The sequence below is a fragment of the Roseburia sp. AF02-12 genome (genome assembly GCF_003461765.1).
Taxonomy (GTDB): domain Bacteria; phylum Bacillota; class Clostridia; order Lachnospirales; family Lachnospiraceae; genus Roseburia_C; species Roseburia_C amylophila.
The window spans coordinates 25,914-51,930 of the sequence record NZ_QTXS01000002.1 but is presented as its reverse complement, the minus strand read 5'-3'; the positions used below and the strand labels follow the sequence as shown (position 1 = coordinate 51,930).

26 protein-coding genes are annotated in these 26,017 nt (G+C 41.0%); 2 read left to right on the top strand and 24 right to left on the bottom strand.

The genetic code is table 11. The features are described from left to right. Positions 1-2: 2 nt before the first annotated feature. Positions 3-1,187 carry a hypothetical protein gene (locus DV740_RS09760; RefSeq protein ID WP_147337990.1) on the bottom strand — a complete coding sequence of 395 codons (1,185 nt, stop codon included), beginning with the start codon at positions 1,185-1,187 and terminating at the stop codon, positions 3-5. A 655-nt stretch (positions 1,188-1,842) separates the two neighbouring features. Continuing rightward, positions 1,843-2,052, bottom strand: coding sequence for a DUF1858 domain-containing protein (locus DV740_RS09755; RefSeq protein WP_118057756.1), 210 nt, complete (start codon positions 2,050-2,052; stop codon positions 1,843-1,845). A 217-nt stretch (positions 2,053-2,269) separates the two neighbouring features. Here DV740_RS09755 and DV740_RS09750 point away from each other — a divergent pair, with 217 nt between their 5' ends. Continuing rightward, a complete protein-coding gene (locus DV740_RS09750) occupies positions 2,270-2,440 on the top strand; it encodes a DUF362 domain-containing protein (protein WP_022242564.1) in 171 nt (56 codons plus the stop codon). Between the two features lie 93 nt (positions 2,441-2,533). Here DV740_RS09750 and DV740_RS09745 read toward each other — a convergent pair whose 3' ends face one another. Both DV740_RS09745 and DV740_RS09740 read right to left on the bottom strand, forming a co-directional pair. Then, positions 2,534-3,115 carry a MerR family transcriptional regulator gene (locus DV740_RS09745; protein WP_022242563.1) on the bottom strand — a complete coding sequence of 194 codons (582 nt, stop codon included), beginning with the start codon at positions 3,113-3,115 and terminating at the stop codon, positions 2,534-2,536. A 112-nt stretch (positions 3,116-3,227) separates the two neighbouring features. Further along, the gene (locus DV740_RS09740; protein WP_147342279.1) at positions 3,228-4,004 is read right to left on the bottom strand and encodes a hypothetical protein; all 777 of its coding nucleotides are present in this window, start codon (positions 4,002-4,004) and stop codon (positions 3,228-3,230) included. 415 nt (positions 4,005-4,419) lie between these two features. Here DV740_RS09740 and DV740_RS09735 point away from each other — a divergent pair, with 415 nt between their 5' ends. Continuing rightward, positions 4,420-4,785 (top strand): zinc ribbon domain-containing protein, encoded by a 366-nt coding sequence (locus tag DV740_RS09735; protein WP_118088291.1) that lies wholly within the window; start codon positions 4,420-4,422, stop codon positions 4,783-4,785. Positions 4,786-4,915: 130 nt separating this feature from the next. Here the strand turns inward: DV740_RS09735 and DV740_RS09730 are convergent, their stop codons facing one another. From DV740_RS09730 to DV740_RS09635, 20 genes are all read right to left on the bottom strand, one after another. Then, a complete protein-coding gene (locus DV740_RS09730) occupies positions 4,916-5,908 on the bottom strand; it encodes a Fic family protein (RefSeq protein WP_118087989.1) in 993 nt (330 codons plus the stop codon). Between the two features lie 158 nt (positions 5,909-6,066). Further along, a complete protein-coding gene (gene dnaB / locus DV740_RS09725; protein ID WP_117699176.1) occupies positions 6,067-7,398 on the bottom strand; it encodes a replicative DNA helicase in 1,332 nt (443 codons plus the stop codon). Between the two features lie 16 nt (positions 7,399-7,414). Further along, positions 7,415-7,861: a 50S ribosomal protein L9 gene (gene rplI / locus DV740_RS09720; protein WP_117842217.1), complete on the bottom strand. Its 447-nt coding sequence runs from the start codon at positions 7,859-7,861 to the stop codon at positions 7,415-7,417. Further along, complete coding sequence (locus DV740_RS09715; protein WP_117947274.1) at positions 7,858-9,909, bottom strand: DHH family phosphoesterase; 2,052 nt, start codon at positions 9,907-9,909, stop codon at positions 7,858-7,860. The genes rplI and DV740_RS09715 overlap by 4 nt, the downstream gene beginning before the upstream one ends. 90 nt (positions 9,910-9,999) lie before the next feature. Continuing rightward, complete coding sequence (locus tag DV740_RS14815) at positions 10,000-10,176, bottom strand: hypothetical protein (RefSeq protein WP_158561553.1); 177 nt, start codon at positions 10,174-10,176, stop codon at positions 10,000-10,002. Between the two features lie 114 nt (positions 10,177-10,290). Beyond that, positions 10,291-11,691 (bottom strand): alanine/glycine:cation symporter family protein, encoded by a 1,401-nt coding sequence (locus DV740_RS09705; protein ID WP_118057752.1) that lies wholly within the window; start codon positions 11,689-11,691, stop codon positions 10,291-10,293. A 172-nt stretch (positions 11,692-11,863) separates the two neighbouring features. Next, positions 11,864-12,652, bottom strand: coding sequence for a polysaccharide deacetylase family protein (locus DV740_RS09700; RefSeq protein ID WP_242994288.1), 789 nt, complete (start codon positions 12,650-12,652; stop codon positions 11,864-11,866). Then, positions 12,649-13,290, bottom strand: a complete 642-nt coding sequence (gene pgmB, locus DV740_RS09695) for a beta-phosphoglucomutase (protein ID WP_118057750.1) — start codon at positions 13,288-13,290, stop codon at positions 12,649-12,651. Before pgmB ends, DV740_RS09700 begins: the two co-directional genes overlap by 4 nt. A 14-nt stretch (positions 13,291-13,304) precedes the next feature. Further along, positions 13,305-14,120 (bottom strand): alpha/beta hydrolase, encoded by an 816-nt coding sequence (locus tag DV740_RS09690; protein ID WP_118057749.1) that lies wholly within the window; start codon positions 14,118-14,120, stop codon positions 13,305-13,307. Positions 14,121-14,148: 28 nt separating this feature from the next. Continuing rightward, positions 14,149-16,458 (bottom strand): glycoside hydrolase family 65 protein, encoded by a 2,310-nt coding sequence (locus tag DV740_RS09685; protein ID WP_118057748.1) that lies wholly within the window; start codon positions 16,456-16,458, stop codon positions 14,149-14,151. Between the two features lie 15 nt (positions 16,459-16,473). Next, entirely contained in the window at positions 16,474-17,322 is an 849-nt protein-coding gene (locus tag DV740_RS09680) for a carbohydrate ABC transporter permease (RefSeq protein WP_022242550.1), read from the bottom strand. Next, entirely contained in the window at positions 17,322-18,191 is an 870-nt protein-coding gene (locus tag DV740_RS09675; RefSeq protein WP_022242549.1) for a carbohydrate ABC transporter permease, read from the bottom strand. The genes DV740_RS09680 and DV740_RS09675 overlap by 1 nt, the downstream gene beginning before the upstream one ends. A gap of 65 nt (positions 18,192-18,256) precedes the next feature. Next, positions 18,257-19,519 (bottom strand): ABC transporter substrate-binding protein, encoded by a 1,263-nt coding sequence (locus DV740_RS09670; RefSeq protein WP_118057747.1) that lies wholly within the window; start codon positions 19,517-19,519, stop codon positions 18,257-18,259. 327 nt (positions 19,520-19,846) lie between these two features. Continuing rightward, positions 19,847-20,803 (bottom strand): LacI family DNA-binding transcriptional regulator, encoded by a 957-nt coding sequence (locus tag DV740_RS09665; RefSeq protein ID WP_118057746.1) that lies wholly within the window; start codon positions 20,801-20,803, stop codon positions 19,847-19,849. 206 nt (positions 20,804-21,009) lie between these two features. Continuing rightward, positions 21,010-21,744: a hypothetical protein gene (locus DV740_RS09660; protein WP_118057745.1), complete on the bottom strand. Its 735-nt coding sequence runs from the start codon at positions 21,742-21,744 to the stop codon at positions 21,010-21,012. A gap of 251 nt (positions 21,745-21,995) precedes the next feature. Further along, positions 21,996-22,307, bottom strand: a complete 312-nt coding sequence (locus DV740_RS09655) for a hypothetical protein (protein WP_118057744.1) — start codon at positions 22,305-22,307, stop codon at positions 21,996-21,998. Further along, positions 22,307-22,705, bottom strand: coding sequence for a hypothetical protein (locus DV740_RS09650; RefSeq protein ID WP_118057743.1), 399 nt, complete (start codon positions 22,703-22,705; stop codon positions 22,307-22,309). Before DV740_RS09650 ends, DV740_RS09655 begins: the two co-directional genes overlap by 1 nt. A gap of 57 nt (positions 22,706-22,762) precedes the next feature. Further along, entirely contained in the window at positions 22,763-23,869 is a 1,107-nt protein-coding gene (locus DV740_RS09645) for a lysylphosphatidylglycerol synthase transmembrane domain-containing protein (RefSeq protein WP_118057742.1), read from the bottom strand. Next, the gene (locus DV740_RS09640) at positions 23,811-24,362 is read right to left on the bottom strand and encodes a hypothetical protein (protein ID WP_117947264.1); all 552 of its coding nucleotides are present in this window, start codon (positions 24,360-24,362) and stop codon (positions 23,811-23,813) included. Before DV740_RS09640 ends, DV740_RS09645 begins: the two co-directional genes overlap by 59 nt. 33 nt (positions 24,363-24,395) lie before the next feature. Then, positions 24,396-25,421, bottom strand: coding sequence for a glycosyltransferase family 2 protein (locus DV740_RS09635; RefSeq protein WP_118057741.1), 1,026 nt, complete (start codon positions 25,419-25,421; stop codon positions 24,396-24,398). Positions 25,422-26,017 lie beyond the last annotated feature (596 nt).

Here is a 26,017-nt window from a genome sequence, read left to right as displayed (position 1 = left end):
TACTACTCTACCTCCAGTTCAACCATCTCTTCTCCTGTGACAGCATTAATTGGTATATAATTATATGATTCATTCCGTCCTTCTCCCTGATATTTCCCAATCTGACATATCCATACCGGCACCATATCATATACCCCGTTCTTCTTTTGTAATGGATACATTACAAGCTGACATTTCCGAACAGTTATTGGTTCTTCCGTAATAACACTTCCATAGTTCTTTTCTAAAGCCTCTGCAATTTTATCAAAAGAAACCAGTGATAACTTCTTTTTTTCTAATTTGCAGGAATATAAAACAGGAATCTGAAGTTCCCCTAATCCATCTTTCATTGCATACACCTGCATATCGCCATACATTCCCGGATAATCCCTGATATTTTCATACCGGAAAATTTCGATTCCCTGTAAAGTCTGAGAAAAATAGAATAGATAACCCTCTTCCTCTTCTGACCATTCTTCTTTTGCATCTTCTTCGGATAAGCTGCCATCCTTTTGTAATATTTGCGTCTGCTCTTTTAAATCTTCTGCGTGCATACAATAGCTTTCATCATATTGCAGACTGCTTTTTTCTATTCCAAGCAGGCTCATTTGTTCACATGCATTTTCCCATGCTTCTTCTCTGCTAAAACCAGTCAAATCATCTGCGTCCTGAAACACACGCTCATTATCCATGGGATCCTCTGCTCCATATTCACCATTCATATGCAGTACCTGTACTAAATATCTCATTAACGGTTCTTTCCAGTAAAGTCCCTGTTCGGCATCTAAACGTAAAAATCCTTCTGATTCATTATCGTAAACTTCGGCATTCAACCTGTCCCCATTTCGGCTTTCTGTTTCAAAACAGCTTTCTTCATAGTTTAAATTATCCTTTAAGAACATTGTTTTCCACTTATCCGCATCCGGATAAACAATGCTTGCTGTTGATGCATATAAATTTTCATAATCAATATTTTCCCCTGTAATTATCTTTGCATCAAACACAAAACTATCGTTCACTGTTTTTTTATATTCTTCCGGAAAAGATACTGAACTCTGTTCCCTTTCTGTTGTATTTTCCGCTACACTCTGATATTTTGTCCGTTCATATGGCAGATGAGCCTGTTTCCATAAAATTGCTATGCATATTATTACTACTGTATAAAAGGCAATTGTTTTAATAACTTTTTTGCAGTTATTTATTTTCATATCTACTCCTTTTGCAGGTGGGGCTAACCCCACCTGCAATATATATAAGTTCTTTCCATTCTTTAAGATGTGTACCTTCCAGATATTGTTATGGTATGAGAATGTGCTGCGCGCCTGTGATTCATTTTTTACAGAAACAGCAAACGGACTTGCATCATTTGTCAATTTCCAATATTTTGGAAATAAATTTAAATATCACAAAATAGAATTCTCTTTTCTTTACTTAAAGAACCGGAATCCTCTGCTTACATTTCTCTATATCATTTTATTCTGGGAAATTTGATATCCAAGACTTTGAATATCAAATATAGCGATAACCGCAACTAAGAATTTTCTTGTCATCATAACTCCCTCTCCTCTTGTTTTCAATAACTATAAAAAGCTTAGTATTTTTCATTTTTTCTGTCAATATGAATTATTATCAAAACGAATTATAAATATTTGTATATTTTATACAATCTTACCTGTATATTTTAACTTCAAAACTCACTTTTTCTATCACACTATTTCTGTATCATTATAATCTGCAGAACCTGTCACTGACAGCTTCTTACGGATGCACGACTATAAAAAAAAGACCAGAACGCACGATATTTTCAAGCCTTACGGCATTCGATTATCGGACTGTTCTGGTCTTTCTCATTATATTTACTTCTTATTTAGCGTCTTTTGCAAGGAAATCATTGATTTCATCAACTAAAGACTGTGGCTCGATTCCATGAACCATTGCTGCCTGTTCAATTGTCTCCATCTGTGAAGATGGGCATCCCAAACAATGCATTCCTATGTTTAAAAGAATCGGTGCAATATTCTCATCGATCTGAAGTAATTCACCAATCATGGTATCCTTATTAATCTGTGCCATATTTTTTTCCTCCTTCTTGTTTTCAATGGTGTTATTATAATCCCTCCCGGCAAAATATGCAATTAGTTTTCCCTTTTGTCCACGATTATATACACGATTGCTTTTTCTTTAGTACATGATGGAGAAGTATTGTAAATCGCAATTTTTTGTATTAAAATAATTGCAAGCTAGATTCTAGCCTATACATTGTTTATTATTTTTAAAGGAGGACGATAAAATGGCATATGTAATTTCTGATTCATGTGTAAGCTGCGGTACTTGCGAAGGTGAATGCCCAGTTGGAGCTATCTCTGCAGGAGATGGAAAATACGAAATCGCTGCTGATACTTGCATCGAGTGTGGAACTTGTGCAGGTGCTTGCCCTACAGGAGCTATCAGCCAGGAATAATTTTCGTACTTAATTCAAAAGAAGCTGTTGGTTTTGCCACACAGCTTCTTTTTTTACGCGAGAATCTCGTAGTTATGCCCTCATTTGTGAAGGCTATGCTTCATTCGGTTTCCATTCCTGTTTCTTATGAAACAGCTTCTTCTCTTTCTTTCCCTTTGCCTTCAGGCTCTGACGAATCAGCTCGTCCAGTTTCTTATAGCGTTCTTCCTCCGCTTCATCCTGTTCCCTCATCAGATAATTCATTTCTTTTAATACATAATCCCGCACCAGTTCGCTGACTTCTTTTCCCAGTGCATGATTGTTTTCGGCAATCGCGCCTTTTACAATCTGTGCCATCATATGCTGGAACTGCTCCATCCGCCTTGTGTTGTCCTCTACCTCCGTGGAAAGAGTCTGCTTTGCCGGCTCCGATGCTGCTGTTGCCGCTAATAGCTCCGGTGCATCTTCCCTGCCGCCATTATGTATTAAAAGCTTGATTGCCTTTAACTGATAACCCTGCTCTTTCCATTCTTTTATCTTCATGAATTGCTCAATGTTTTCTTTTGTATAATAACGGTGTCCCATTTCGTTGCGGGGTACCGTAAGTTCTAACTCTTCTTCCCAGTATCTAAGTACATGGGATTCTACATTTACAAGTGCTGCAGCATCTGAAATCATATACCGTTGCTTGTCCATAATTGCTCCTCCTTTGCCACTGCTTCTTCTTTAAAATTATAACGCTGCGGCTTTTGTCAGTGCAATTATTTTCCATCGTATTATTCCGACATATTGTGCATGGTTCGCACAATTATTGACATTTCAGAAAGACTCCTGCAACATGTTTTACCACAATCTGGCTGCCTGCTGTCAATGCATTTCCATCTTCGTTCGTGGCTCCTGTCAGCTCCAGCGCATATTGTTTTCCACGTATCATCTGCTGGTCTGTACTCACCATGGTTCCATTTTCGATGGCATAAAATTTCTTATTTTTGCCGGATGCCGGATTGATTCCATTGGAACCGACCTCTACCTCTCCTGCAAGGTTCAGTAAAATGTAATCATCTTCCGGCTCTGCTATCGTATCAAAATCCAATGCATTTATCATTTCCAGTACAGCATCCCACGGCATAGCCTGCATGGTATCTGCTGATTCAGACTCTTTGATTTCCTTTATCTCAACGGATTTTTCCATGCCATCCAATGAAATCTGATATTTTTTATCATTTACTTTATCAAAAATAATGAATTCCGACTTTGCAGCATAACGTCCCAGAAGGTTTCCATCTTTCTCCAGATAAAATGCACCTTCCATTACCTGACAATCATCAGAAACCGAATAGCTGTCCTTTAATACTTTATCACATTCTTTTAAGACTTCACCAATTCCCATTTGATTTAAAGGAATAGAATCTGATAATCCCGTTATATTATCCACAAAACTATCTTCATCTTTACCAGCATTCTCTTCTTTCTCTATTTCTTCTGATTCTTCACCTTGTTCTTGCTGGGATTCTATTATTTGTCCAATCTGTTCCAGAAAAGAATTATTGTCTTCTATTAACCTTAGATTTGTTGTAGAAACCACTATCTTTTCTCCTAAATAGTTTTTTCCACCACAACCAGATAGAATTGAAATTAGAATAAATACTATTAAAATATTATAATTTTTCATGCACTCACCCCTTCTCTATATATAGAAAACTGCTCTATATTTTAGATATAATTTTTTTATGTATTTGTCAAGCCCTATGTGGAGATTTTTTAGGTAACTTTTTATTTCTTTCGGTGCAATTATTTTCGGTGTTCTTACCATCCGCTGTCCTATCTGCCACCGGCAGTTTCATTTAAAAGATATTACGCCGGATGATTTTTGTCCATTCTGTGGAGAAAAGCTTCATATTCTGTCTGGTAATGGGATTTTGATAAAGGAAAATGGATTTGCAGGAATCCGGAAAATGCGTTATGGTATACAAAAGATGCAGGAAGGATGGTTTTGCTTTATGTTTTTTATTATGGGAATTTCAAATGGTGAGAAAAAGCTGGCTTTTGACCAGTTAGAAATATGTAATTGCTGCGGAAAATATGGACATCTGGAAGTGTATATGACTTACATGTTCTTTTCTTTCTTTTTTATTCCGCTGTTTAAATGGAACCGCCACTACTATGTGCGCATGAATTGCTGTAATGCCACCACCGAAATCAGTGCCGACTTAGGCAAGGCAATTGCCAGAGGAGAGGTTAAGAAGATTCCTCTCGATACCCTGCATTTTGGTAGATATGAAAATCATATGAAACATTGCAGTTACTGTGGATTTACGACAGAAGAAGACTTTCAGTATTGTCCGAAATGCGGACGGGAATTGTAGCGGGGAACTGCGGCGTATAAGGTAGATGTCGCAAGCGACCGCCGCAGGCGCGAGAATGTGCCGAGGCACATTCTTTGATCCAAATACCTGACAATTATAAGAAACTTGCTTTGCTTGTTTTCTCATATTATCAGCTTTTCACATATCTTTGATTTCTGCTGTTCGGTTTATCCGGTATCGTCATCTGAATCAAATTCATTTTAAGTGATGGCTGAAGATAATTTCTTCGGAATCCCTCTTTCGAACTTAATCCAAGTTTTTCCATCAACGCTTTGCTTGTATAAGGAACATCATATTCCATAGCTTCAAGCAATTTTTGTACTGCTTCCGGAAGATATTCATTTTTCTCACTAATTTGAACAGAAATATCATCCAGAATTTTATCAATTTGAGACAGCATAAATTCAATAAAAATTGTAGACTCTCCCGCAACGTGGCACCGGGAAATGGCATCGTAATATTCATCCTGAAACTTCTCAATCTGGCTTTCAATCGGAATATATTCAAACACCGGTTTCCAGTCAGAGAGAATAGCCGTGTGCCACAGTCTTGCCATTCTGCCATTGCCATCCGAAAAAGGGTGGATAAATCCAAATTCATAATGAAATACACTACTTAAAATCAGTGGATGTACATTATCCTTCGCTTCTTTCATCCAGGTAAATAACTCATCCATAAGCTGTGGTACAAGTTGTGCCGGTGGAGCCATGAAAATACATTGATTTCCATTAAAGACACCTTCTTCACCGGAACGAAATTCACCGGATTCCTCCACAAGATACTTTGTCATAATTCCATGAAATTGTTTTAACTGTCGAATGTTATAAGGATTAATTTCTGAAAGACGCTCATAAGCAGCATAGGCATTCTTTACTTCCTGAATTTCTCTTTGTTCACCAAATACAGTCTTACCGTTAATTACATCCCGAACCTGTCCAAACGTCAATGAATTGGCTTCAATTTTCAAAGAGGAATGTATCGATTTTATTCTGTTATTCTTTCTCAGGTGCGGTTTTGCTTCAAGATTACTGATTGCTGTTATACGTCCTATCTTTTCGGAAATAGATGCTACATGAGATAATATTTTATTTGTTATAGTAAAAGGCGGTTTATATTTCCCCATATGATACCTCCATTAACTTACGTATTATCTTGCGTATTTTCTTCCTCATATTATACGATTTTTACAAAAATATTCAACTTATTTCATCGAAAATTTTCCTTCTACCCATATATATAAAAACCCCGGATGCTGCTTTTTCAGGCAACACCCGGGAATGTTTATTTCTCCATATTGGCAAATCTCGTGTACTGAGGCAGCCATACCAGGTTGACGGTTCCGATAGGACCGTTTCTTTGCTTAGCTACGATGATTTCGGAGATTCCTTTCATTTCACTGTCTTTGTTGTAATAATCATCACGGTAAATGAACATTACAACGTCGGCATCCTGCTCGATAGCTCCGGACTCTCGAAGGTCGGATAACATTGGTCGATGGTCAGGACGCTGTTCTACGGCTCGGCTCAACTGGGACAGTGCCACTACCGGCACATTCAGCTCACGGGCCAGCGCTTTTAAGGAACGGGAAATATCTGAGATTTCCTGCTGACGGGATTCGGAATGTCTGCCGGAGCCGGACATCAACTGTAAGTAGTCGATGATGATTAATTTCAAATCGTGCTCTAATTTATATTTACGGCATTTACTTCTAAGCTCGGATATGGAAATACCCGGCGTATCATCAATGATTAATTTGGAACGGCCCACGTTGCCTGCTCCTTCAATCAGCATTTCCCAGTCTGCATCTGTCAAATTACCGGAACGCAGCTTCTGGGCATCTACTCTTGATTCCAGAGAAAACATACGGTTTACCAACTGTTCCTTACTCATTTCCAGAGAGAATATTGCTGTTGTCTGCTGGGAATGAATGGCTACATACTGTGCGATATTTAATACAAACGCCGTTTTACCCATGGAAGGACGGGCTGCAATCAGAATCAAATCGGAAGGCTGCAGACCTGCCATCTGATAATCCAGATCCACGAAGCCGGTAGCAATTCCGGTTACGGAGCCTTTTTGCTTGGATGCTTTTTCAATCTTATCCAGCGCATTGATTACGACCTGCTTAATCGGGACATAATCTCCACCGCCACGATTCTGCACCAGATTAAAAATGCTCTTCTCGGTATCTGCCAGAATATCTTCAACACTTTCTTTTCCAAGATAACATTCATCTTCAATGGACTGGGTGGTCTTAATGAGCTTACGCAGAACTGCCTTCTCTTTGACGATATTGGCATAATATTTTACATTGGCGGATGTCGGTACGGATGTTACTAAGTCTCTTACAAATTCCAGGCTGCTGATTTCCGCCGGCACATCCTTTTCTTTTAACTTATTCTGCAATGTAATCAGGTCAACCGGTTCTCCTGCATTAAACAAATCCAGCATGGATTCAAACAGAATTCCATACTGCTTGTGATAGAAATCCTCTTCAATGAGAATCTCTCCGGCTGTCATAATTGCTTCTTTATCCATAATCATGGAACCGATAACTGACTGCTCGGCTTCCAGACTGTTTGGCATAATCCGCTTTACCAGTGCCTCTTCCATGGAGGTTCCTCCTAATCTACTCTTCCGTTACTTTTACACGTAATGTTGCAGTTACCTTTGGATGAACCTTAACCGGCACTTCATATACACCAAATGATTTGATGGCTTCTTTTAACTGCATTTTCTTCTTGTCTAACTCAAGACCCAGCTGATCATGCGTTGCCTGGGAAATCTCTTTGGTGGATACAGAACCAAAGGTTCTTCCGCCTTCTCCGGCTTTCATTTTCACTTCTACGGTCTTATCCTTTATCTCATCTGCCAGCTTTAATGCTGCCTGATAATTCTCTTCTGCAACCTTATCTGCATGTTTGTTCTGCAGCTTTAAGTCATTTAAGGTCTTGTTGTTTGCCTCAACTCCCAATTTCTTCGGAATTAACTGATTTCTTGCGTAAGCATCACTTACATTTACTACCTCACCTTTTTTTCCAAGGGATTTTACATCTGCTAATAAAATTACTTTCATTCTTCTATATCTCCTTCCTCAAGCATTTCGTCTATGGTGTCTTCTATGATGCGTTTTGCCTGGGACACGGTACAGTCACGAAGCTGGCAGCCCGCCATGTTCAGATGTCCGCCGCCCCCAAGACGTTCCATGATTTTCTGCACATTGATTTCATCAATGGAACGGGAACTTACATATATTTTGCCCTGATATTCGGTTAATACAAAGGACGCTTTGATTCCGACAATATTTAACAGCTCATCTGCCGCCTGGGCTCCTACGATGGTAGGGCTTTCAATCTTATCTGCCGGACAGATGGAAATGGCAAATGCACCGCGGTATACTTCCGCATGGCGGACCACTTCTGCTCTGGCTTTGTAGGCATCCATATCATTTCGAAGCATTTTTCTTACACGGGTTACTTCCGCTCCGCAACGTTTCAGATAAGCAGCTGCTTCAAAGGTACGGACACCGGTCTTAGTCATAAAGTTGCTGGTATCGATTAAGATTCCCGCATAAATACAGTCTGCTTCGTGGGGTGCCAGCTTGATATTTTCTGTAAAATACTGCAGCACCTCTGCTACCATTTCACAGGTAGAAGATGCATACGGCTCAATATAGGAAAGTACCGGATTGGAAATGACCTCACTGCTCTGGCGGTGATGGTCAAATACTACGATACTGTCGGTCCGCTTCAAAAGGCCCGGACACTCCGTATGGCTCGGACGGTTTACATCCACCACCATAACCAGTGTGTTATAATCCGTCAGCTCCAGCGCACGTTCACTGGAAACAAACATATCCGGTGGATAACCCTTCTCTGTGGTAAAACCTTCCTTCAATGGACGAAGGGATGAAGTTACCTGGTCTAAAACAATCTGCGCTTTCTTTCCTAATACTCTTGCGGCGCAGTAGATTCCGATTGCCGCACCAAAAGCATCTGTATCGGAAATGGAATGTCCCATAATCATAACATGCTCACGGCTCTCGATAATCTCCCTCAGTGCATGGGCTTTGACTCTTGCTTTTACACGGGTGTTCTTCTCTACCTGCTTGCTGTTACCGCCATAGTAGACAACGTTTTCACCCTCTTTGACTACCACCTGGTCGCCGCCCCGGCCCAGTGCCAGGTCGATTGCCATACGGGAATATTCATAATTCTGATTATAAGTATCACCGCCGACACCGATTCCGATACTTAAAGTCACCGCCATTTCATTTCCGACTTTGACCGTCTTAACATCTTCAATCAGACTGAACCGGTCGCTCTGCAGCTCCGCAAGATATTTATGCTGGAATACCACAAAGTATTTGTCCTTCTCAATCTTACGAACCAGTGCATCCATTTTCGTAAAATACTGGTTTACCTTCCGGTCAATCAATGCCACTAAAAGTGAACGTTTTACGTCTTCAATACTGTCTAACGCCTCGTCGTAGTTGTCTATGTATACAAGACCTGCCACCAGCTTCTGTTCTTCATTTTCACGGATGTAATTATAAAGCTCTGTCTCATCAAAAAGGTACAGCGCTGTCAGATACTGTTCATCCTCTTCAATAGATACAATGCTGCTGTTTTCCGCCATTTCCTCAAAATAAATCTTGCTCATTTCAATACGGAAATTATGCTCCTGCCAGACCATATTTACATCTTCCACGAACTGCTCCTGCTGAATCAGCTCTCTGGTAATGCCCGGGAAAATGCTGGTGATGGATTTATGGAAATTTTTGGTCTTTCCTGTAATCTCCGTAAATTTCTCATTGACCCAGAGAACCTTTCCGTTATAGTCCAAAAGTGCATACGGTATTTCGAATTCATTGAGCAGCTTCTTCTGCACCGTTCCGTACTGAGTGGCAAAATTAATCAGCTCATTCACCAGCACCGGTTTATTAACATTATAAGATATCACCACAACAATGAGATAAATCCCAAGGAAAATGGATACCAGTAACGCTGCCCCTTCATTTACAAAATACATCGGCACGTTCATGCATGCCAGCAAAATAGTAAGCATCAGCGGCCAGTACATATAATTTTTCAGATGACCCTTCAGCTTGATTTTTTTCTTCATAAATTTCTCCTATATAAATGCGGATATTTTTACACAATTGTTACGACCACATACATATACAGAGTGTATTATAGCATTGTTTCTCCTGTTTTACAATTCAGTTCCGGTACGAATGTATTTTTCGTAGGACCAAAGCAGATTTTCTATCTGTAATGCAATGCTTTCCGGGAAAGTTCCGGCATACTTCAGTGGTATTTTTATCCAGAAATCAAGATTCTGATAGCGTTTCTGTCCTCTGGTATTCGCCCTGTCCTGTTTTGCTGCCACCCGGATTTTCACCTGCGCCCGCTTCTGCTCCAGCAGCGGCACCAGAATATAATAAAACCGGTCATCTTTTAATGAAAGATAACCTGCTGCCTCGCCGGACTGCTTCTTTATTTCTTATTGGCTTACTTCTTCTTTGCCATCAAAATAATCTTTTACCATCTTCACCACGACGCCGGACAATAAGAATACCGCAATCAGGTTCGGGATTACCATAAGTCCGTTAAAAGTCTCTGCTATACTCCACATCAGTCCCAGATTCATAGTTGCACCCACGATGGCAACCAGTGAATAAAGGAGCATAAATGGCTTATTGGCTCTGCTTCCAAACAGGAATTCTATACAGCGGGTTCCGTAAAGTCCCCAGCCGATAATCGTTGAAAATGCAAAACAGCACATGGCAACTGCAGTAAAAATAGACACCCAGCCGCCATATACAGAAGTAAATCCACTGATGGTAAGTTCTGCGCCTGCTGCCGCACCATATCCAACCGGAACTCCACTGCAAAGAATGACAAGTGCAGTTAAAGTACAGATTACAATGGTATCTACAAATACTTCAAAAATTCCAAAGAAGCCCTGTTTTACCGGTTTTCTGGTGTCTGCACAGGCATGTGCAATAGAGCCGGTACCAAGTCCTGCTTCATTGGAAAAGATTCCACGGGATACTCCTTTTTTCATACTCATAAAGAAACTTCCCACTGCACCGCCTGTTACGGCTGCCGGGTCAAATGCGCCCCGTATAATAGAAGAAAATACGGTCGGAATGCTTCCTATATGTACTACTACGACACCTACTGCCAGCAGAATATACATAATTGCCATAAATGGCACCAGTTTCTCTGTCACCTGTCCGATTCTCTTGATTCCGCCCAGGAGAATCAGTGCAATCAGAACCGCCAGTACGATTCCGATAACAAGATTTAAGGTTGCTGCTCCATCTTCTGAGAGTAGATTATAATTATATAATGCAGAATCAATTGCTGTTGTAATGGTATTGACCTGTGTGGCATTACCGGTTCCGAATACCGTCAGCACACCAAATGCAGAAAACAGATATGCCAGCCAGTGCCAGTGTTTCTTTAATCCATTTTGGATGTAATACATTGGTCCGCCAACGTAATCGCCCTCTTTATTTCTTTCCCGGAAATGCACCGCAAGGGTTACTTCCGAGAATTTGGTACACATTCCCAGCAATGCGGATATCCACATCCAGAATACAGCTCCCGGTCCACCAATGGCTATCGCACCTGCCACGCCGGCTACATTTCCGGTTCCTACTGTTGCCGCCAGTGCCGTACAGACTGCCTGGAATGGAGTCAGTGCTCCGTCAGAGGCTTCTCTTTTCTTGAGCATCCGCCCTAATGTAATTTTCATCGCATATGGGAATTTACGAATCTGTAGAAAGTTGGTCCGGATACTCAAATAAAGTCCGACCCCGATAATGCAGATCATGGCTGGAACGCCCCAGATGAAATTATTCACTGCACTGTTGATGGATTCAATCATTGCTAACATTATGTGTTCCCCTTTTATCTTATTTTCCGGTGGGATGGAGGGGGAAAAACATATCCGGAGAGAAGATTATGAAAATCAGGTTTTCGGATGTCTCCTTTCCACCCTTCATCCCACCTGTAAAGTCAGTGTAACGCATGAATTATAGCATAATTTTTCTCAATTTACCATGACTTTAAACAGAATATAAGCCCGGGTGAATGCAGATTTTCTCTCCGTTGCGGAGAAGATAAATATCCTGTCCGCTTCCGTTAAATAATATTTTTTCATCCACGCTGGTATATACGCTTTTTACTGCCATAAGATAATGGCAGACCTCTGCATTGGTAGCATACCAGATATCTTCCCTGCCGCCTGTCATTTTGCAGAATTCTTCTATCACATCCCAGTTCTTATCCCGGTCAAATTCATAGCTGTGTCCCCAGACATAGAAAAGATACTGGAACTGTGGCAGATCAAAGGCAAGAAATTCTTTCGCATGTTCGATCAGTCTGTTGTTATGGTGACAGGTAGGATTCCATTCATAGAAATCCTGCGGATGCGTGTATTTTCCGCTGTCCGTTGCTGTTCTGGCATAATGGATGCCAAGGGAGGGAAGAAGTGTTTTTATTTCATGGCTGTAGGAACCATTCGGATAAGCATGACCGCAGACGATTTTTCCGGTCAGTTCTTCCAATGCCTCGCGGTCGTTTAATATTTCTTTTACTACATCCGTCATAGGGCAGCGGGCTATGGTCAGATGTTCCACGCCATGGGTTGCAACTTCATGCCCCTTATAAAGCTCCGCTATCCTGTCTTTTCCAATTCTTCTCTCTTCCTGCATACAGCCGGAATTCAGGTTGAAGGTTCCCCGGATTCCATAACGGTTGCATATTTCCAGTAAATGCACATCTGACCATAAGCCATCATCATAGCTTATGGTCAGTGCCTTATTCCGGAAACCCGGATATGTATAATAAATCACAATGCAATTTCCTTAAGATCAGCAAATGTTGTCATCGGATAATCCGTTTTCTCATAGAAAGCGGCATCTCCGATTCCGGCAGCCTTCATTCCACCGTTCTTTGCTGCTTCAATTCCGGCAACTGCATCCTCAACCACCAGACAATCCTCCGGTGCAAGAGCAATGTATTCTGCCGCTTTTAAAAATACTTCCGGATCAGGTTTGGATTTTGTAATATTGGTGCCGTCAGAAACTGCATCAAATACATCATCCAGTCCTACCTGTTTTAAAATAAATTTGGTATTCTTGCTGGAAGAACCAATCGCAACTTTTATGCCTGCTGCCTTTAATGCAGCTAAGGTCTCCCGGACTTCACCTGTTACATCATCCGGTGTCATGCTTTTTAATTCTTCTTTATAGTAATTATTTTTTTCTTCTGCCAGTGCTTCCTTTTCTTCCTGGGAAAGTGCCGGTCCATGGTAGTTTCTTAAAATAATTTCAAGGCTTTCCATTCTGCTTACACCCCGCAGCAGGTTGTTAATCTCTTCATTAAATAGAATTCCACGGGCATCCGCTATTTTTTTCCAGGCACGATAATGGAGTTTATCCGTATGAACTAGTACTCCATCCAGATCAAATAAAATTCCTTTAAATTTCATCTTGTCCTCCAATCTTATAAATCCGCTACCCATTTTCCAGCTAATGTAATCCAGTCCTGACAACGTTTCTGAATGCCGAATCCATTTTCTGTAATCTGTGTTTCTTCATTGGCAAGAGAGAGTCCATGAAGTCCTTCCGGGAAAATATGAACTTCTACAGAAACCTGGTTTTTCACCAGTTCTTCTGTAAACATCAGGGTATTCTGGATTGGCACCGACTGGTCGGTTAAAGTATGCCAGATAAATACCGGCGGTACCTGCTTTCCTACCTGATACTCCAAACTTAAAAGCTCTTCTAATTCTTTGCTCTTTTTCGTTCCCATCAGGTTTTCAATGCTGCCGTGATGTGCATATGTTCCGGATGTAATTACCGGATAAGAAAGCAGTAATCCATTTGGCTGCATCTGCTCTGCGGTAAGTCCTGTTTCTCTTGCCAGCCAGTCTTTGTCCCAGAACACACCAAGGCTTGCTGCCAGATGACCGCCTGCTGAGAAACCGGCTACGATAATCTTATCTTCTTTGATGCCATATTCCCCGGCATGTTCTCTTAAATATGCAACGCTCCATGCCAGTTCGCATAAGGACTGTGGAAATTCTGCCGGTGCCACGCTGTAACGCAGAACACAGGCATGAAATCCTCTGGCAATATACTGCACCGCAACTGCTTCTGCCTCCCGGTCGGAGGTAAATTCATAGCCGCCGCCCGGGCAGATAAGTACCAGCGGTCGGGTACGATTGCTGTCAATCTCTTCAAAATTATCTAAAATATAAGTATACAATTTTGCATCGGTCGCCTTTGGCGTCTGAACCGGTATTACGTTATATTTCATAACTTCACCTTCTTTTTTCTATTCTTTACTAATTCTCCTGATAAGATACTTCTGCCTTCCGGCTGCCTGCATCCACCGTATACTCCTGTCCATAGATGCAAAGTGAAACCGCTTCGCCTTCTAACAGTTCTACACTGCAGGTTTCTTTATTTACGCATATCTCTAACAGGCTTCCATGATAACGGACACGGAAATGATATCCCTGCCACTTTTCCGGTATGGATGGTGCTAAGAAAAGTGTCTCTTCTTCTGCCCGTAATCCGGCAAATCCATTGACAATTGCCATATAGCTGCCGCCCATATTGGCTGCATGGATTCCATCTTGGCTATTCTTGTGTGTATTTAATAAATCCATCTTGGCTGAATCGCCAAAATAGTAATATGCCTTGTCCTTAAGACCAAGTCTGGATGCCATAATACTGAATACACAGGTAGAAAGAGAGGAATCATGGGTTGTAATTTTCTCATAATACAGGAATGATTTTTCTTCCGTTTCTCTGTCCTGATAATCCGGGAAGAGATAGTGTGCCAGTACAGTATCTGCCTGTTTGCATACCTGATAGCGGTATAAATGCAATGGATGGTAATGCAGTAACAGCGGGAACTCTTCCTGTGGTGTATGCTCTAAATCCCACACCGGTTTCTCCAAGAAAGAATCGTCCTGCGGATTGATTCCAAATGTCTCATCATATGGAAGATACATTTTCTCCTGCGCTTCTTCCATTGCCTCGATTTCCTGCTCTGTCAGGTCATTTTCTTTACAAAATTCCTGATAAGCTTCTTTTTCTTCTGCCAGCCGTTTTGCAAATTTCAAAAACCACTGCATGCTGTATTTTGCGCTGGCATTGGTATAATAATTGTTGTTTACAATACAGGTATATTCATCCGGTCCGGTTACATCATTGATTACAAAGCGGTCTTTATAGTAGTTTCCTACATCAAGCCACAGCCGGTTGGTCTCTAAGAGAATCTTTAAACCCATTTCCTTGATGAATTCCCAGTCACCGCTGGTCTTATAATATAAAATAACTGCGTATGCAATATCTCCATCAATATGATACTGGGCTGTTCCGGATGGGAAATAACCGGAACATTCTTTGCCGGTAATGGTACGCCATGGATAGAGTGCACCTTTTTTATGTCCTAATAAAGCCGCATTTTCTTTGGCTTTTCCCAATGTCTTATAGCGGTATTCCAAAAGCTTTCTAGCGATTGCCGGATTGGTCATGGCAAAATACGGTACCATAAACATTTCCGTATCCCAGAAATAATGTCCTTCGTAGCCTTCACCACTTAAGCCTTTCGCCGCAATGCTGGAATATCCGTCGTAACCGGCTGACTGCAGAAGCTGATACATATTAAAGCAGAGGGATTCATTTAAGTCTCTGTCTCCCACGATTTCCATGGAAGAGTTGTTCCAGAACTCTTTTAAATATTCCTGCTGTTTTTTATAATAAGAAGCAATTCCCTGCTCCACTACTTTGGAAAGCTTCTCGTCTGCGGCTTTTCTGCAATCCTCTTCCCGGATAGAATCTGTAAAAATACTGTATTTTATGATTCTTACTTCATCTCCCGGCCGTATATCAAAGCGGTAGCTTACGTCCATTGCATGTGCGGTCTCATCATAGGTTACTACTTCTGATGGCTGGCGCTTCTGGTTAACAGTGACTATGTTTGCCACTGCACTTGCCACCTTAAGATGGCTCTCTATGGTAGAACTTACGAGACATGCACCGGATTCGCATATGTGAACATCTTCTTTTTTCAAATGATTGTGGCTTTCCCCTGCCAGTCTTGGGTCATTTGGATTAAAATAATTTCTGACCAGTCCTAAATGTCTGGAATGTATTTCTACTGTTCCGGAAAAATCAATGGACTGGAAGCAATAATCAATGGTAAAAAGGGAACGTTCTTCAAAGGAAGCCATTCTTGTAATATTAAAATGAAGCTGCTTTCCTTCCTTGTTGCTCCAGTCTACTTCACGTCTGGTAATTCCTTTTTCCATATCCAGCGTTCTTACATAACGGCAGTCTGCGTCATCCGCCATGGAAAATTTCTGCCCGTCAAAGGACACCTCTATGGTCTGGGTATCTGCCACATTTAACATACTCTCTTTGTCTTCCACGAGATTGCAAAGTTTTTCTGCCTGCTTCATAGGTGCAATATCATAAAAGCCATTAATATACATGCCCCGCATGGTGTCGAAATCTGCTGGAACGCCTTCTTCCAGGGTGCCGCGTACTCCGATATAGCCATTGGCATTATGAAAAATTGTTTCCTGCAGCTGCAGGCTCTTCTCATTTAATCCAATTCCTGTTACCTGATAAATTTTACTCATATACGCTCCCTCTCTTTAACCCTTTACTGCACCGGCTGCTACACCTTTGATAATATGTTTCTGGCAAAGCAGATAGAAAATGATAACCGGAATAATGGTAAATGTCAGTGCCGCCATTGCCATATTCCACTCGATGGTATACTGTCCAAAGAACAGTGACATTGCCAGCGGAATGGTCTTATTTTTGATACTGGTCAGTGTCAGTGATGGTAATAAGTAGTCGTTCCAGATCCAGATAACATCCAGAATAATTACAGTTACGGTAATGGATTTTAAAATTGGGAATACAATTCTCCAGAATAGCTGCCAGGTATTACATCCATCAATAATTGCGGCTTCCTCTAAGGATACCGGAACGGAGGATTTGATAAATCCATGGAATAAGAACACACCCATGCCGGCGCCAAAGCCTACATACATAAAGATTAATCCACCTAAGGAATCTTTAAACGGAATACCGAAGAATTTCCCAAACTGATTCATTTCCTGCATCAATGGCATCATAATGGTCTGGAACGGAATCAGCATGGTAAGAATCAGAAGTCCGTATAAGAATTTACTTAATTTATTATTAGAGCGGACAAACATCCACGCTGTCATAGCACTCAGTAATACGATAATTCCTACTGCAATTACTGTTACGATGATGGAATTCTTAAATGCCATTAAAAAATCCATTTTCTTTAAAGCGCCCTGGAAATATTCCAGTGTAAAATGTTTTGGAAAGGCGAAGATATTTTCATATAATTCTGCACGGCTCTTGAAGGCATTTACGATTACCATATATACCGGAACCAACCATACGCAGCACAACAATATTACCAGAATATTTACGATTATTTTTCCAACTGGTTTTCTCTTCATTATGCTGACACCTCCTTATCGCCAGTAATCTTAACCTGAATTAATGTAATCAATGCAATGATGACAAAGAATACGATTGCTTTTGCCTGTCCATATCCGAAATGGCTCTTGGTAAAGATTTCATTAAAAATATTCATGGACACCATTTCTGTTGAGTTGTTTGGTCCACCGCCTGTCAGTGAAACGTTTACATCATAAATCTTGAAACAGTTGGATAATGTTAAGAACAGACATATTGTAATGGATGACATAATCAGCGGAAGCTTAATGTTGATTAAAGTTCTCCAGAAGCCTGCCCCGTCAACCTCTGCAGCTTCGATTACATCATCGGAAATTGCTTCTAATCCTGCGATATATACAATCATCATATATCCTGCCATCTGCCATGTAGATACTACAATCATGGCACAGAAAGCCATTTTCTTATTTACAAGCCAGTTAAAAAATATGTTTGTTAATCCGGTCATATCTCCGATTGTACTCATTGCGTCTCCAAGAACGTACTGCCAGATATAACCTAAAATCAATCCACCAATCAGGTATGGTAAGAATAACATGGTTCTTGCCACATTACGCACCTTCAGTTTGGTTGTTACCAATACTGCAAATGCCAGTGCCAGTACATTGACAATTACTACAGTAATTAATGTAAATAATGTTGTTCTTACTAATGATGTCAGAAATTGTTTATCCGAAAAAATCTTTGCATAGTTGGACAATCCTACAAATACCTTTTCACTTTTTGCCAGTCCATCCCAGGATACAAGGGAATAACCCATTCCCGTGAAAAACGGAATGATTACTATAATGCAAAACATAATCATCAATGGAGCGGTAAATAATGCATACCAGCCTTTTTTTATCTTCATCTTTGTCCCTCATTCCTTTTCTAAAGTGAACAGGTGCTGCCAAAGGCAACACCTGCAATTAATGTTTACTCATTTGCTGCTGTTACGAATGAATCATTTAATGCTCTTAAGAATTCATCGGTTGTCATATCCGAGGAGAAGTATTCCTCTGCGTTCTGTACCAGGTAAGTTGTGATGATACCTGCAGGCCACTCCTCATTGAATGTCCAAGGAATGATGTTGCCTTCTGCGATTGCATCAGATACTGCCTGTGATAATGGGTCTAAGTTATCAGCTTCCATACCATCTACTACCGGAATGAATCCAAATTTGTTGGTAAGGTAATCAGCTCCTGTTTCACTTGTATATAACCAGTTTAAGAAATCTTTTGCTAACTGTTTGTCACTGTCACTTGCGTCTGTATTTACACACCATACAGATGGAATACCGACTGCGATGGATTTGTTGCCTGCGATTGGTAATGGAGCAATTCCCATATCAAAGTCTACATCATAGGATGAAAATAGGGAGTAGCACCAGTTACCCTGATGAATCATTTCTGTTTTACCGGTTGCAAAGTCACCACAGTTGTCATCATAAGATACTTCCAGTGGATTCTTCTGGTTCTCTTTGATTGCTTCGAAAATCTGTCCAAGTTCCTGGAACTCTTTTACGTCAGCGATGTTTACCTTTCCATCGTATACATCCTGACAGAACTGTGCCGGATCATCCTGTAATGCGAATGGAGTATTTAAAATCTGTCCGATTAAGAAGTACGCTTCCTGTGAAAGTCCAAGTCCTGTCTCCCCATCGGCTGCTGCATCTTTGATAGTCTGAACCAATGCATCGGTTGTATTAATCTGGTCTTCACTGATTAAGTTTTTGTTATAAACCAGTCCGAAGCCTTCTGCTGTCATCGGAACACCGACTGTCTTATCATCGCTCTTTGCAATAAGGTCATCATTAATCTTGTCTAAGAAACTCAAATCACTTAAATCCTCTAAGTAAGCGGACATTTCCGCAATCTCTGTGCTGGAAGAAAGTGAAAATACGGTAGGACCGGATTCACTTGACATATAAGTCTTTAAGTTCTGGTAATAATCATCTCCGGAAATCTGCCAGACTTCTACTTCTACACCGGTCTCTTTTTCATAGTCTTTAGCAAGTTCTTTCAACTGATCATAAATCTCTGTTTTCTGCTGGAAGATGGTAATCTTTCCTTTACTCTCTCCGCTTGCGCCCTCTGTATTGGAAGCATCAGATCCTCCCTTAGAACCGCATCCTCCTAATACCATGGAAGCACCTAAAACTGTTGCCAATACTAATGATACGATTTTTCTCTTCTTCATTTTGTACCCTCCTTGTGTTGCTTTGTTTTTGATAACTATACTTTACATAAATTTTACTAATTCGTCAATCCTCTTCGTTATCTTTCTACCTTTTTCACTGTTTTTACATGGTTTTGTTGTGCAAAACGACCGTTTCAAGACTTGTTTTTAGTAAATTTAGTAAATATTTACCTTTTTTTAGTAAAACAAGCAATATTATTATAGTAAATTTTCGCTACTCTCACAAACTACACGAAACACGCTTTGCGAATTTCTCGCTACTCGCGAAAAAAAGAAGAACCCTCTGTACCAGAAGATTCTTCCATGTCCTATTTTTTATCTTATTTTCTATCGTGTGGTCTTTCTCCAGTGAACCTTCGCGGCAATCTTAAAGGTGTCAAAACTGCAGCTTCCCGCAATATTCTGAAGCAGAAACTGGGCCGCCAGATAGCCTCTCTCATAATCCGGGATATCTACCGTGGTAAGTCCCATCAGTTCTGACATCTCGGTTCCATCGAATCCGGTTACTGCTATATCATCCGGAATCTTAAGACCTTCCTGCCGCAGTGCCTTCATTGCTCCGATTGCCATATTGTCATTCGCACAGACTAACACTTCCGGAATATTATCTGATAAAAGCATCAGTCTTGCTGACTGATAACCGCTCTTTTCATAATAATCTCCCAAGAAATAATTTTCCCGGCTGAATGTAATTCCATTTTTCTGCAATACATCTTTTAATGCCCGATAACGTTCCTGGTTATCCAGCGTATCTATTCCTGCAATATATCCAAAGCGGCGATAGCCTTTATCCACCAGCCCCTGCACCAGCTCTGCCATTGGCGCATAGTTATTGACTACCACGCTCTTAATATTCGGCACATCCATAATCCGGTCCAGTGCCACAATGGGATAACCTTCATTTGCCTTCTGGATTAAAGTGGAATTCTTACATTTCATATCCAGCATGATGGTTCCGCAAGTCAATGCCGGGTCCATAAATTTTTCACAGGATTTATTGGTACATATCATTAAATCATATCCTCTGGAATACACATAATCGCTGATTCCATGAATGATTTTCAGATAAAAGTTACGCTCATAATCACTGAAATTAAAAAGAATGGTATTGGTATCTTCTGCCGGCTTCTTATTTTTCCCCTTGTTAATATCATAGCCATTTTCCTTGCAAATCTCTAAGATCCGCTGTCTTGTCTCTTCCCCCACATTATTCCGGTGATTCAGTACATTGGATACGGTTGCCGGTGATACATTCGCCAGCTTTGCAATTTCTTTTACTGTCATACGCTTCCTCACTTTATTTTCTGCTCCCAAAGTAAATAATTACCTTTGTTTAACACCTCTTCAGTAAACGTATCACATTTTTTATATAAATTCAACTGAATGTTATAACAAAAAATGTGCCTTGGCACATTCCCGCGCCTGCGGCGGTCGCCTGCGACATCTACCTTATACGCCGCAGTGCGCATCCTCGCGGAGCGTTTTTTACTTTACAGGAAAGCAATTTCCTGATTAGAACGCTCATCTGCTATCAGCCGGTCAAATCGTCTTTCTTTTACAATCGGAAGCAGCTCATCCAAAAGCTGAAATGCATACTCTTTCCGGTCACTTAAGAAATAGCTGACTGCACACAAAAGATTCATTTCACATAAATCCATGACGCGGTCACCCTTTCGCAGCGGCTCCCTCAAATACTCTGCCAGCGAAAGCATTGCCAGATATTTTTCTTCCAGAATATATGCCCGCATCTTTATCATATATTTATAGGTATCCAGCATATTCAGTTCTCCAAATTCGCTGGGCGCCTCATTTTCCATCCATTCCGTTACTGTATCCACATCACCATCATACAACAGTCCCCAGGCTTTCATTGCTCCGAAATTCTCTAAAAGCCATCTACTCTGTTCCTTATGAAGCCTCTGATATATCTCTTCCAGAATCGGATATACCACCGCTATCTGTCCGGTTGCTATCATAATCCGCATCTGAAGGCTCAAAGCAATAAACAGAACAGCAATTTCGCCTTCTTTTTCTATAAATGGAATAATTCCAACTAATGTAGTAATTGCTTCAAAACATTCATCTCTCTGATAGCATACTTCTGCATAAGTTATTTCTGCAATTCCAAGGGAACTGTCTCCATAGAAGCATTTTACCCAGTCCTTTAGCTGTTCCTTCCGGTCATGCACATAATTTCCATACATGGTCATATCCCGGTTTTTCATGCATTCCCCTCCGACACGATTCAACACTTTTTATCTGTTTTTATAATAATTACGAATAACCTGCCTGTAAACTACCCGAAAGTGTAGGTTTTTCATTTACCCGGGAATTTTTTAAAACAGGGAATTTAAAACACTTGACCGGAAGATAAGTTAAAGTGCAAGAATTGCACTGCACAGTAAAACAGCAAGAGTCAGCTATTGCAAACTCTTGCTGTTCGAATATACCTTTAAAAAAGGGACTATTAATATTTCTATTTTCTCTGTAACCGCTTCTGCAGCACGCCCTTTGGATCTTTGATTAAAAACATTATCAGCCAGATGATTAATCCCAAGACCACTACGGATATTCCAAGAAAGAAATCATTCAGCATGTCCACCGGTTCCGGTGTAAAATACGCCGCCTTTAATTCTATGTACTCAACTACCGCATCTACCAGCCACATCAGTGTGGCGCCCCAGTACATAAGACTTAAGGTTCCTATTCGCATCTCGTTGGTGCCGTCCTTAAAATACCATACCAAAGTTACAATCACTGCCGCAATGGCTGCTGTAAGTAAAGTCATTACTGTATCTCCTTACCTGTTCCGATAACCGGACGTTTCTCGATGACATTGGATACTGCTACCATACCAGCCCACACAGCCGTAACAAGTACTGCCATGGCAACACCAGTTGTTGCCATCTCATGGAGCATTGCCATCGCATCCTCCGGATTTCCTGCTGCTGTTAAAAATGGGAACCATGGTGTCACTTCGCCATGCCAGATATGTTCAAATGCCAGCAGCGCAGAACCGCCCCAAAGCATATGGTTTAACCATTTTAATTTATGAGAAAATGGTGTCTTACTGCTCTCACTTAAGGTAACTTCCTCTTTATTTATGCGTTCCTCTTTCCCCTTTACTACATGCTCTGCAATTGTGGTAACCGCAGCTTCCGTTGCCGGAACTAAAAAACATGCCATATTTATATCCTCCTTATAAAACTGATACTTTTATTATATGAGGGAATTTTCTCAAAGTCAATTGTATTCGGCTGTTTCTGCGGGTTTCTTTCTACTGCATTTTTGCTCGAAGATATATACTATCACCGTAAGAATTGCGGAAGTTATCAACAAAAAGTAGAAATTTATTCCACGGGATACACACATGGATGCTGTAAGATAAGTGCCCGGAAATACTCCCGCGAAAATGCTCTTATACATCAGCTCCGTAATTCCCTGTGCTCCCGGCAGTGGCAGCATGTCCACGGCGATATAGACGGATGCCTGGAGCATCATGACTGTAAGCACATCTGTGCCTTTTAAATGAAAGCCAAGATATACAAGATAAGTCAGGAAAAATACACTGCATCTTTGCAGCACAGTGAATAATGTGGCCGCCACGATTTTTCCCTTATGTCCGGCAAAAAACTGCACGGTCTCACGGTATTTTTCCACAAAGCCGGAGAGTTTCCCGATTCGCTCCTCCGAATACTTCAGCAGATGAATCCGCACGCAGAACCGCTCTACTCCTGTCACAATATTGTGAAACAGCTTTGGCCCGAACATCACGATTAAAAGAAAAATCACCAGCACTGTATTTAACAGAAGTCCCAGATAAAAAAGCCACATATAGCTTCCCAGATAATTCTTTAGCGGATGATAGCCAAACAGCAGCATGAAAAGTCCAATCACCACCAGCACAAATTTGTAAAGCACTGCTACCGTCATTAAGACCACAGTACTTTCCGATATTTTTAACCCATCCTTTTTCATATGATAGAGCTGCATCGGCTGTCCGCCTGTAGCGGACGGTGTGATTCCCGAATAGAAAAATCCGATAAAGGAATATTTGATACACCTGCCTGCTGCAACGGGATTTCCCAGTGCCCGCAGAAGATAGCAGATCATCAGCCCTTCTGCCGATACGAAGAAAATCCCCAGACCCATGGCCCCAAAGAGATACCACGCATCCATTTTTCTTACTGCCTTTGCAACCTCTGTCATATCATTTCCCTTACAGATAGCAGAGAAAGTCAGTGCCGCCAGTAAGAGAAACAGCAGGACACTGATGAGATTCTTTTTATTCTTATGCAATTTCTGTCCGATACTGCTCCATACGGATGAGCTGCTTAAGTTCTCCTTCATAGATGACCTCTTTCTGCTCTAATTCATAAAAATCTTTTGGAGTTACCAATGAAAAATGCTTCGAAAAAAGCTTTAATCCATTCTCCTCTAGCACACGGGCAATAAAGGAGGAACAGGTATAGCGTTTCTCCCGGAAGAATTCCTTCTGCAATAAAATAAAAGGCAGCCCTGCGATGCAGTAATGATATTTGTAGCGGTTTTCATAGCATTTTTTCAGCTGCTTTCTGATATTTTCCTTCTGCTCCTCCGTGCAGTCTATGGCAAATATCATATAACGCGCCGTTGGAAATGCCCGCATGATTTTCTCCTTTTCTTCCCGCTCGAAGCCCGCCAGAAGCGGTATTGAAGGAAATCTTCTTCCCACACTGTAGCACTCATCCAGCATCTCGTCCATGCCAAGCACCACATGTATGTAATCCTGCCGGATGGCTTTGCGGATCATCCACGCAAACAGCCCCGGAGTATCTACTAATCCGATGTATAATTTTTCCATTTTCTTATCCTCTTATACGATTTCTGCTGTTTCTTACTGGAACTGGTACATTTTCCGTGCCAGGCGATAGCCGGTCAGGGTTACAAAACCGCCTGCCACACCCCCCGGCAGATAAGTAAATCCGCTTAATCTCCGGTATTTTAAAATGCTATAAAGCTTTGGATGCAGTGCCTTTATATGCTCCCAAAGATTCTCCCGTTTCGCATAAGCTTCCTTATCTCCAATCAGCAGCAGATGGATGGAAGAAATTGCCATCATGATAGAGATATTTCTTGTCATATAGGCTGCCAGCTTCGGATAAGTTTTTGATATCTCACCAAGGTTCACGCAGTCTGACACCAGTTTGGTCACCTTAATCTGCTGGTCAATCCGCTTCATTAAGACCTTTTCATTCACGGACTGGTCATCTCTTCCCAGGAAATAATGATACAAATCCAGATTCAGATAACAGATATTTTTCACATAAGGCAATGGTTTATATGCAAATATGTTATCCACATAAAAAGTATGCTTCGGCAATTGCAGCCTGCAGTCCCGCAATATCTGGGTGCGGTAAAGCAACGCATGCATCACAAGGTACTGGGACGGCTTAAAATTGCCCATGTCATTCCAGGTACAAAGCTTCTTCTCCGGAAATACATTGGTATAGCGCATTGGCTTTGTCTTATTCTCATAAAGGTGGTCATAGACATAATTGCAGACTACCAGATCCACTTCTTTTTCCTGCCACTCCCATTCCCGAAGTTCTGAAAGAAGCTCCTTTAAGCTTTCCTCATCCAGCCAGTCATCAGAATCCACTACTTTAAAATAAGTCCCTGAAGCTGCCTCAAGTCCTGCATTTACGCCGGAACCATGTCCACCGTTTTCTTTATGTATGACTTTCACAATATCCGGATATTCCTTTGCATACTCGTCGGCAATCTCTCCGGTTCTGTCGGTAGAGCCGTCATCTACAATGATAATTTCCCCTTCCTCTTTGCATACCAGAAGAGAATCTATGCAACGTTTCATATAATCCTGTGAATTATAACAAGGTACTGTAAATGTAATTTTCTTCATTTTCCTAACCTCCTGTATCTCTGTTTACTAAAACGAATGAACTTTCCTTTTATCTTCAATTTTCTTTTTGTGTATTACTCCATTAATACAATTACACAATTAAAGCAATTTGTCAATTTACATTTCCTTAAGATTTGTTAAACAATAAATAACAAATTTTTAAATCCGGCTTTTAAAATCTTATGTTTGACAAATTTTAAGTTACCCCCTATAATGGGGATAATTAAGGCAGTTACAGGCTTTGATGGGAACAAGTAATAGCAAAGGAAACCTACAGAGAGTCACCGGTTGCTGAGAGGTACAGGGGCAGCTTGTTATGAATACATCCCGGAGCTTCGCACCAAATATTCAATATTTGTCAAATCAAAATTAAACTTTACAAATAAATGGTTTGTGGAAATTTGAATGAGTAGGCTGCGACGGATTAGCACACGTTATCGATGCGTAAGTTGCCAGATATCCTTAAGGCACTGCAGATGGCAGTCCTGTCGGTGACGGACACTTACTGAGGCAGGTTATGCGAATAATCTGTGAAAAAAGGTGGTAACACGAGACTTCGCCCTCGTCCTTTCATAGGACGGGGGCTTTTTTATGCG